The 8,585-nt window shown below is 67.7% G+C and carries 9 protein-coding genes and 1 pseudogene; 2 read left to right on the forward strand and 8 right to left on the reverse strand.

What is annotated here, in order from left to right:
- From ELR45_RS35475 to ELR45_RS19095, 8 genes are all read right to left on the reverse strand, one after another.
- Positions 1 to 275, reverse strand: a 275-nt coding sequence (locus tag ELR45_RS35475) for a glycosyltransferase family 2 protein (RefSeq protein ID WP_165367920.1), incomplete at its 3' end; no start/stop codon positions are given.
- Positions 275 to 1,426 (reverse strand): class I SAM-dependent methyltransferase, encoded by a 1,152-nt coding sequence (locus ELR45_RS19065; RefSeq protein WP_240759910.1) that lies wholly within the window; start codon positions 1,424 to 1,426, stop codon positions 275 to 277. The genes ELR45_RS35475 and ELR45_RS19065, both read right to left, overlap by 1 nt.
- Before the next feature lie 5 nt (positions 1,427 to 1,431).
- Positions 1,432 to 2,667, reverse strand: a complete 1,236-nt coding sequence (locus ELR45_RS19070) for a class I SAM-dependent methyltransferase (protein ID WP_205856864.1) — start codon at positions 2,665 to 2,667, stop codon at positions 1,432 to 1,434.
- Entirely contained in the window at positions 2,664 to 3,929 is a 1,266-nt protein-coding gene (locus tag ELR45_RS19075; RefSeq protein WP_420813912.1) for a class I SAM-dependent methyltransferase, read from the reverse strand. Before ELR45_RS19075 ends, ELR45_RS19070 begins: the two co-directional genes overlap by 4 nt.
- 64 nt (positions 3,930 to 3,993) lie before the next feature.
- Positions 3,994 to 5,043: an NAD-dependent epimerase/dehydratase family protein gene (locus ELR45_RS19080; RefSeq protein ID WP_129667804.1), complete on the reverse strand. Its 1,050-nt coding sequence runs from the start codon at positions 5,041 to 5,043 to the stop codon at positions 3,994 to 3,996.
- Positions 5,044 to 5,051: 8 nt separating this feature from the next.
- Positions 5,052 to 5,825, reverse strand: coding sequence for a glucose-1-phosphate cytidylyltransferase (gene rfbF, locus ELR45_RS19085; protein ID WP_129667805.1), 774 nt, complete (start codon positions 5,823 to 5,825; stop codon positions 5,052 to 5,054).
- Positions 5,822 to 7,174: a glycosyltransferase family 4 protein gene (locus tag ELR45_RS19090; RefSeq protein WP_205856866.1), complete on the reverse strand. Its 1,353-nt coding sequence runs from the start codon at positions 7,172 to 7,174 to the stop codon at positions 5,822 to 5,824. Before ELR45_RS19090 ends, rfbF begins: the two co-directional genes overlap by 4 nt.
- Positions 7,175 to 7,202: 28 nt before the next feature.
- On the reverse strand, positions 7,203 to 7,658 hold the full coding sequence (locus tag ELR45_RS19095) for an LPXTG cell wall anchor domain-containing protein (protein WP_165367921.1): 456 nt from the start codon (positions 7,656 to 7,658) through the stop codon (positions 7,203 to 7,205).
- A gap of 227 nt (positions 7,659 to 7,885) precedes the next feature.
- Between ELR45_RS19095 and ELR45_RS19100 the strand changes: the two genes are divergently transcribed.
- Positions 7,886 to 8,167: a PqqD family protein gene (locus ELR45_RS19100; protein ID WP_165367922.1), complete on the forward strand. Its 282-nt coding sequence runs from the start codon at positions 7,886 to 7,888 to the stop codon at positions 8,165 to 8,167.
- A pseudogene (locus ELR45_RS19105) lies at positions 8,164 to 8,585 on the forward strand (hypothetical protein); the annotation flags it as partial. The gene ELR45_RS19100 and the pseudogene ELR45_RS19105, both read left to right, overlap by 4 nt.

The following is an 8,585-nucleotide window of genomic DNA, read 5'->3' on the forward strand; positions in this document are numbered from 1 at the left end:
GCCCATTTGAAGTACTCGCCGCGGGCGAGGTCGACCAGGCGGTTGTAGTTCCATGCCGCGCCCCGGTTGACGTCGCTGCGGTGGACCGTGACGCGAGAGTCACTGCGAGCGGCGTCGGAGCAGATGTCGGCCGTTGCGTCGGTGGAACCGTTGTCCGCGATGAGTAGCTCGAAGTCTGCGAACTCCTGGGCCAGGATCGACGCGATCGCGTCGGCGAGGTAGCGCTCGCCGTTATAAACGGGAAGGCCGATGGTGACGCGGGGCGAGGAAGCCATCAGACCGTCACTACCTTGGCGTCGAGGCCAAGGCCGGCAACCTGGTCGGCGATCTCCGCGTAGTAGGCCGGATTGGTGATGAGCACCAGAGAGACGGGCGTACCTGCCAACGACTCCGGCATACCCACCCTGTGCCCGCCGCCGGGCAAATGCTGGCCGTCTTTGCGTGGATTCAGATCGACGATGGCGATCCGGCCATCCGGGTCGACGGCGTTGACGAAGTTGACGCCCTTGGAACCTGCTCCCCATACGGCCACCGACTCGCCCTTGCCCCGCAGCGTCGACACCTCGTCTCGCCAGTGCGCGACCGTGGACAGCCATCGCTCGGCGAAGCTCTTGACCAGCTCGACATGCTGCACGACGGCGTCGTCGTTGTCCCGGCGGCTCGCTATACCGTCGGCCGCGCGCGCCTCGACGGAGAGGAACTGGCCGTGGAACGAGCGGCGAAGGGAGAGAATCTCGAACCCGCTCCGTTCCACGAGCGTCGTCAGTGAGTCCGTGGAGAAGTAGGAGACGTGTGGGTAGATGCAGTCCCACAGCCCGTCCGGGCCGAAGTTGAACTCCGCGGACGGCACCTCGAAGTAGAACAGGGCACCCTCCGGTGCGGCCTTCGATAGCGATGCCAGCAGCGCCCCGGGGTCTTCGAGGTGCTCCAGAACGTGCCTGCAAGCCAGCAGGTCGTAACGCTCGACCTGGTCACCGGGACGGAAGTAGTCCTGGACGAGAGTGACGCCCGCAATGGTGGTGTCCGGCTGCACCGTCGGGTCGTAGCCGACGCCGGTGTTGGCGCCGGTGGCGCTGAGCGACGCGAGGAAGTCGCCCTTGCCGGAGCCGATCTCGACGACGTGCTTGCCGCGGATGCCGTACTCGTCCACCAGCCGTGTCACCAGCTCGTCCGCGTACTGCTGGAAGGTGGAAGAGAAGTGCAGAGAGTTGTCATAGCTGACGTCGTACTGAACCAGTCCGGCATCGAACGCGACGTTCTGCACGTGCCCGCAGCCGTGGCACACTGCGAGTTCGAGCTGCCCGCACACGGCTGCCCGCGCGCTGTCCCGGGTGGGGAACAGGGCGCCGGTCAGCACCGGTGCCTCGCCGAGGTCGGCGACGGCCTCCAGGCCGCCGCCACAGGCCAGGCACTCCTCCAGGGCCATCTGTGTCACACGGCCTCCAGGTGTGTCGTGATCTCCAGGTCGGTGAGGTCGCGGCCGATCTCGTCGAGGTACGCGGGATTCATCGCGATCACCAGATCCGGCCGGATGTCGGCCAACTCCTTCGGGGCGACGATGCGGTGACCGCTACCGGCCATGTACCGGCCGTGCTTGAACGGGTTGATGTCGACGGCCGCGTTGACCAGGGGCGCGTCGTCGCCGAGCGCGGCGAGGAAAGCGACCCCTTTGGAACCGGAACCCCAGATGACGCTCTGCCCACCGGCGTCCGCAACCTCGCGCAGCCGTACCCGCCAGCGTCCGATCATCTCCGCGTGCGCGGTGGCGAATCGGTCGGCCGCCTCAGACACCGCCGCGATGTCGTCCTCGATGATCGCGAATATCGGGCTCAGGCCGCTCTCGTCGTTCATCGTCGGTCGTGCCTCGATGATGAGGTACTGCCCGTCGTACGCGGTCCATTGGCGCAGGATCTCGAATCCTGTGCGCCGGAACAGCCGAGCCAATGAACCCGTGGAGAAGTACGAGCAGTGCTCGTAATAGACGTCCCAGAACGCGCCCTCCTCCAGCACCCGCCGGACATCGGGCAGCTCGAACAACACGGCGGTGCCGGTGCGGTCGCCGATGGCGGCACGGACCGTCCGCATCCACTCCTCCACCGGGGCGATGTGCTCCAGCGTGTGCCTGCAGATCACCGCGTCGGCGTCGAGGACCGGGTAGTCCTGCGGGAAGAATCCCTTCACCCAGCTGAGCCGGTCGGCGACGTCGTCGTCGATGCGCTCGGGATGCACGCCCGGGTCCACGCCGACGCCCGACGCCACACCGGCCCGGACCATCTCGGCGAGGAACTCGCCCTTGCCGCAGCCGATCTCGACGACCTTCTTCCCTTCCAGGCCATGCCGTTGCACCCACTGGGCGGCGAGGTCCTGGATGAACTCCCGGAACAGCGGCGAGAACCCCTGTGTCTCCTCGTAGTCGGAGGAGTAGGCGTTGTGCGACGGGTCGAACCGCCGGTTGAAGGCGAAGCCGCACGCGGTGCAGAGCGCCAGGTCCAGCTCGCCGCGCGGGAACTCCAGCGCCGTCTGCTGGTCCTCGACCAGCAGGCAGCTGTGCACCGGGACACCGCCGCACTCGTAGAAGGCACGCGTCGCTGTCGATCCGCACGCCGGGCAGCGTCCATGATCATGTGCAGTAGGCGTGCTATTTACACGGTTTGTGTTCATGATCATGGGATCACCTCGGGGGCGGGGACGGGGCGGATGAAGCGCCCGCCGCGCCGCCGGTACTCGTCCTGCTGGGCGAGGATCTCGTCGAGGAAGTTCCACGCCAGCACCAGCACGTAGTCCGGCTGCTCGTCCAGCAGCGCCTCCACCGGCCGGATCGGCACGTGTACGCCGGGCATGTACTTGCCCTGCTTCCAGGTGTTCCGGTCGACGACGAAGTCCAGTATCTCGGTCCCGACGCCCAGGTAGTTGAGCATGGTGCTGCCCTTGGCGGCCGCCCCGTACGCGGCGATCGACGCACCTTCGGCTTTGAGCTGGTCGAGCAGCGTCAGCAGGTCGGTCCGGGCGTCCTCCACCCGATCGGCGAAGTGCGCGTAGTACTCGAACCCGGCCAGGCCGGAGTCCCGCTCCAGATCCAGCATCCGGCGGGCCTCGGCCGAGACATGCTCGCGCTTGCCGATGTGCCAGCGCAGCGTGCCGCCGTGCAGGCCGGGGAAGTACTCGACGTGGTTCAGGAACATCCCGTGCCGCCGGACCAGCGCGTCCACCGACGTGCACGAGTAGTAGCAGAAGTGCTCGTGGTAGATCGTGTCGAACTCGCCGTTGTCCACCAGGTCCTTCACCCACGGGTTCTCCACCGTGACCACGCCGTCGTCGGCGAGCAGCTCCGCCATGCCGCCCACGAAGTCGTTGAGCGCGGGGACATGTGCCATGACGTTGTTGGCGATGATCACGTCCGCCGGTCCGTGCTCGGCGCGGATCCGCCGAGCCAGCTCCACCCCGAAGAACTCCTCGACGGTGGGGATGCCGGCGTCCCTAGCGGCGGCCGCCTGGTCCGGAGCGGGGTCGACGCCCAGCACCCGTACGCCGTGCGGCTCGAAGTTGCGCAGCAGATAGCCATCGTTGCTGGCCAGCTCCACGACGAAGCTGCCCGGCCCGAGCCCGCGCGACGTGACAAGCCCGTCGACGTGTTCCTTCGCATGCTGGAGCAGATGATCCGAGAACGACGAGAAGTACAGGTAGTTGTCGACGAACAGCCGCTCCGCCGGGACCTCCTCCAGGATCTGTACCAGGGCGCATTCCGGGCAGAACGCCACGTCCAGCGGGAACGCGGAGTCGACGTGGTCCAGCCGGTCCTCCGTGACGAGTGCGTCGGCGAGCGGGGTCTTGCCCAGCGAGAGGAATGGTCGAAGCCGGCCGCCTCCGCATGAGCGGCACGTCGGCAGCGAGCGCGGCGCAGACATGCGCCCTCGATCGACGCCGGACATAGCAGCCGTGCCGTCGTCGCTGTGCATCGACGGCGACGTCGTACGGGACGGATTCGCCAGCTGCTCAGGCACGCGGTGCCCCCTTGTCCTCGGTCACGCGCAATTCCTGGTCGACGCGGCCCTGGTCCTGCATGGACTTGATGTGCTTGATCCGCTGCAGGTGAGATCCGGTCAGCATCACCTCGCTGAGCTCGACCTGGAGGTAGGCGTCGTACAGCTCCTCGACGCCGCGCCGGACCGTCCATTGGGGCTGGAAGCCCGGTAGCTCGTGGGCGATCAGCGAGCAGTCGACCCGGTAGTTGCGCTTGTCCGGTCCGGCGCCGTCGGCGAAGCTCAGGGTGGAGCCGGGCACCACGTCGGCGACGATCTCGGCGACCTCGCGGATGCGGTACGTCTCGTCGTTGCGGCCCACGTTGTACGCCTTGAGGTGGACCAGCTCGCGGGGCGCCTCGACGACGGCCAGGAAAGCACGGGAGATGTCCTCGATGTGCACCAGCGGCCGCCACGGGGTCCCGTCGCTCTTGAGCAGCACCTGGCCGGTTGTCACGGCGTAACCCACCAGGTTGTTGACGACCAGGTCACCGCGGAGCCGCGGTGAGACACCGTAGGCGGTGGCATTGCGCAGGAACGTCGGGCTGAAGTCGTCGTCGGCGAGCTCTGCCAGGTCCCGCTCGCTGAGCACCTTCGACTCGCCGTACGGCGTGACCGGAAGGAACTCGGCCGTCTCGTCGAGGACGTCGTCGCCGTGCGCACCGTAGATGCTGCACGACGACGAGAACGCGAACCGGGTGACCCCGGCGGCCTTAGCCATCCGTGCCACGTGCAGGGTCGCGACGTGGTTGATGTCGTAGGTCGTTGCGGGGTTCAGATCGCCCAGCGGATCGTTGGAGATGCCGGCCAGGTGGATCACCGCATCGACGCCGTCGAAGTGCTCTTCGCGAAGATCGCGGATGTCCATCCACAGCTCGCGATCGGGGCGGTCGAGTTCGGGAGTGAACTGGCAACGGGAGAACAGCCCGCTGTCCACGCCGATCACCTCGTGGCCGGCGAGCTTGAAGAGCGGCACCAGCACGGTACCGATGTAGCCGTCATGGCCGGTGACAAGGACACGCATGATGTCGTCTACTCCCAGGTCTTCCAGGGCGCACTGTCGTTGCGCCAGAGCTCTTCGAGGATGTGCTTCTCGCGCATGGTGTCCATGCACTGCCAGAAGCCGTAATGCCGGTAGGCCATGAGCTGCCCGTCCTTGGCCAGCTCTTCGAGCGGTTCCTTCTCGAACTGTGTGTCGTCGCCGTCGATGTAGTCGAAGACGGCCGGCTCGAGGACGAAGAACGCCCCGTTGATCCAGCCCTCGCCGATCTGCGGCTTCTCCGAGAACTCGACGATCTGGTCGCCGGTGGTGACCAGGTGCCCGTAACGGGCGGGCGGGCGGACCGCCGTCAGAGTGGCGATCTTGCCGTGCGAACGGTGGAATGACAGCAGCGCGTCGAGGTCGACGTCGCTGACCCCGTCGCCCCACGTGAGCAGGAACGTCTCGTCGCCCACCCACGGCTGCAGCCGCTTGATCCGGCCGCCGGTATTGGTGGACTCCCCGGTGTCGACGACGTCGACGGTCCAGTCCTCGTCGACGTCGCGGCGGTGCAGCGTCACCTCTCCGTGTCGCGGGCGCACGGTCAGGTCGGATGCCAGGGTCGCGTAGTCGAGCATCCAGCGCTTGATGACCTCGCCCTTGTAACCGGCGGCGATGACGAAATCGCTGTGGCCGAAGCTGAGATAGTGCCGCATGATGTGCCAGAGGATCGGACGGCCGCCGATCTCCACCATCGGCTTCGGTTTGATCACCGTCTCCTCGGCCAGCCGGCTGCCGAGGCCGCCGGCCAGTATCCCTGTCTTCATTGGTTCCCCCCGTTGATGGGTGTCGTCGCGGCGACCGCTGGCGGCCCCGCGGCTGTTGTCCTTGTGGCCGGTGCCTGGCGCTGGGCGCGGCCGAGCAGCTCGTCGTACATGTCGACGTAGGCCCGTGCCTGCTCCGGCCAGGCGAAGAGCCGCTCGATGCGCAGCCGCCCGTTCAGCGCCATCTCGCGCCGGCGGGCGGGGTTGTCGATGACCGTGGCGATCGTCTTCGCCAGGGCGGCCGGTTCGCCGTCGGGGACGTATTCGGCCGCCGGGCCCGCACACCGTCGCGTCTCACGAAGATCCGTGCTGACGACCGGTACGCCGTGCGCCATGTACTCCAGCGTCTTGTTCATGGTCGAGCGGTGGTTGAACTCGCAGGGCGGATCCGGCGTGACACCGATGTCGGCCGTGGACAGCCAGCGGCTCAGCTCGGCTTGGTCGACCCGGCCGGTGAAGGTCGTGTACTCGGCGATGCCCAGGCGGTCGCGCTGCTGCAGCAGCGCCTCCAGGCTGTCGCCGTAGCCGAGCAGCGCGAAGTGGCAGTCGTCGCGGTTCAAGGTGTGGACGTAGTGTGCGATCGCGTCGAGCAGGCGGTCGACGCCGTCCTGCGGGCCCATGATCCCGACGTAGCAGGCCAGCCGCCGCCGGCCGTGGCGCAGCGACGGGTCTACCTGCCCGCGGACCATCGCTGCCGGGTCCGGCGAGCTCATGACGACGGTGGTGTGCGCGACGGGGAGCTTGCCGCGCTCGAGTGCCACTTCTTGGTACGACGGGTTGGGGGAGACCACCCGGTCCGCGGTCGCATAGGTGGCGCGTTCCAGGAGTAGCAGTATCCGATGCAGCGGGCCCCGGCCGCCGAACCTGGCTTCGTACACCTCCGGGCAGAGATCGTGCTGGTCATAGACGAACTTCTTGCCTCGCAGCCGCCACAGGAGTCCGAGCAGCCAGTAGGTGTCCGGCGGGTTGCACGCTTGCAACACGTCGAAGCCTTCGGCGCGGGCGGTGCGCAGCGACAGCCGTGCGGTGCGCAACCAGCACACGGCGAACTCGCGGACGTAGCTCAACAGTCCCGACGTCGCCGGCGGCGCCGGATACGAACGGACCGTCACGCCGTCGAGTTCGTGCACATCCGGCTCGTCCGGCGCATCCTTCGGGCACACGACGGTGACGCCGTAGCCCGCGTCGAGCAGCGCCCGGCATTCGGACCGCACCCGGCGGTCGAAGCGCAGCGGGATGTTCTGTACGACCACCAGCACCCGCGGTGCGCGTCCGCCGGCGTTGCCGCGTCGTGCCCCTCTCGAGCTCCGCGTGCGACGTGGAAGCCGTGCCGCGGAAATCATGCCCCCCATGTGTCCCCCTCGACAGCCAGAAGGTGCGTCAGCCGCTCAGCGGTTCGTCGGCCTCCGCGTTGGTTCGTCGTGTCGCCGCGTATGCGATCGCGCCCCCCAGCGCGAGTGCACCGCCGATGCCCGCCAAGGTGCCGGCGTCCCCGGCTCCGGTGTCCGGGAGCGGACTCGTGGAAACGTCGTCGCCCGGCTTGTCACCAGGCTGATCCTTGCCGGGCTTGTCGTCGGGCTTCTTGCCTTCCGGCTTGTCGTCCGGCTTCTCAGCCTCAGGCTCGTCGGGCTTGTCGTCCGGCTGCTCTGGCTGCTCCGGCTTGTCGTCCGGTGGCTGCTTCGGAGGCTCTTCGGGCTTTTCCGGTGGTTCCTCCGGCGGCTCATCTGGAGGTGGCGGCGGTTTGTCCGGCGGCCGGTCCGGTGGTTGTTCCGGGCTCGGTGACGCCGCATTCGCCGGGGCCAAGGCGACGGCCGTCACCGCGGGCGCCACCCACACAGCCCCACCAGCCGCGAGTCCTGTGGTCAGGACCTTCCTCCGGCTAATACCAGTAGAACTTGTACTTGCCATAGATCTTTGCCCCCCAAGGCGATGTCACACGCCCCCCGTGCGACGCGACACATGCTACGGCAAACATAGGCGTTTGTCTCCACAAGTCATCTGATGCCCCTTTTCGGTTGTATAACGGCGACGATGCCCGGGCACGTGGCCTTATGCTGCTGGTTATGGCAGACAGTGTGCCCAAGCCTGAGCCGTCGGTCCGGGAGATGGAGATCGACGGGGACATCACGCTGTTTCACACCGGCACGCAGACTGCGCTGGTGCTCAACGGCACGGCGAGCGACGTGTGGCGGCTGGTCGACGGCGAGCGCACGGTCTCCGAGATCGCGGAGATGCTGGATGAGGTCTACGACGCCGATGCGGAGACCGTCCGCGCGGGCGTCGACACCGCGCTGGCTCAGTTGGAGGAGCACGGCGTGCTCGACGCCCCTCAGGACAGAACATGAGATCGCTCGCCTCGGCCATCGACGTCTCGGCGGACCTGCTTCTGCACGCCGGCGCCGTCGAGCGGGACGGACAAGCCGTGCTCTTCCCGGGCGCATCCGGCGTCGGCAAGAGCACCCTGACGGCGGCGTGCCTGACTCGCGGGTTCGGATACCTCAGCGACGAGGCGGTCGCGGTAGCGCTCGACACCGGACACGTCACCGGATTGCCGAGGCCGTTGATGCTGACGTCCTGGTCGATCGCGGCGCTCGGTCTCCCGCCGGAGGCGGCCGACGCACCGCTTCGGGACGACGAGGCCGGCGCGAGCGTCCCGAAGCGCGCGGTCACCGCGGAGATCATAGGCGCGGCGACCGTGACCGTTCCGGTCCCGGTCCGGCACGTCGTCCTCGTGCGCCACGGCGCCGGGTCGACGAGGATCGA

It is taken from the genome of Phytoactinopolyspora endophytica, assembly GCF_004138495.1.
Lineage (GTDB): Bacteria > Actinomycetota > Actinomycetes > Jiangellales > Jiangellaceae > Phytoactinopolyspora > Phytoactinopolyspora endophytica.

What these genes read in the sequence shown, in the direction of transcription:
- ELR45_RS19070 (WP_205856864.1), bottom strand. Translation starts at nt 2,667, where the DNA reads ATGATCATGAACACAAACCGTGTAAATAGCACGCCTACTGCACATGAT.
- ELR45_RS19075 (WP_420813912.1), bottom strand. Translation starts at nt 3,929, where the DNA reads ATGTCCGGCGTCGATCGAGGGCGCATGTCTGCGCCGCGCTCGCTGCCG.
- ELR45_RS19065 (WP_240759910.1), bottom strand. Translation starts at nt 1,426, where the DNA reads ATGGCCCTGGAGGAGTGCCTGGCCTGTGGCGGCGGCCTGGAGGCCGTC.
- ELR45_RS19100 (WP_165367922.1), top strand. Translation starts at nt 7,886, where the DNA reads ATGGCAGACAGTGTGCCCAAGCCTGAGCCGTCGGTCCGGGAGATGGAG.
- ELR45_RS19080 (WP_129667804.1), bottom strand. Translation starts at nt 5,043, where the DNA reads ATGCGTGTCCTTGTCACCGGCCATGACGGCTACATCGGTACCGTGCTG.
- ELR45_RS19090 (WP_205856866.1), bottom strand. Translation starts at nt 7,174, where the DNA reads ATGGGGGGCATGATTTCCGCGGCACGGCTTCCACGTCGCACGCGGAGC.
- rfbF (WP_129667805.1), bottom strand. Translation starts at nt 5,825, where the DNA reads ATGAAGACAGGGATACTGGCCGGCGGCCTCGGCAGCCGGCTGGCCGAG.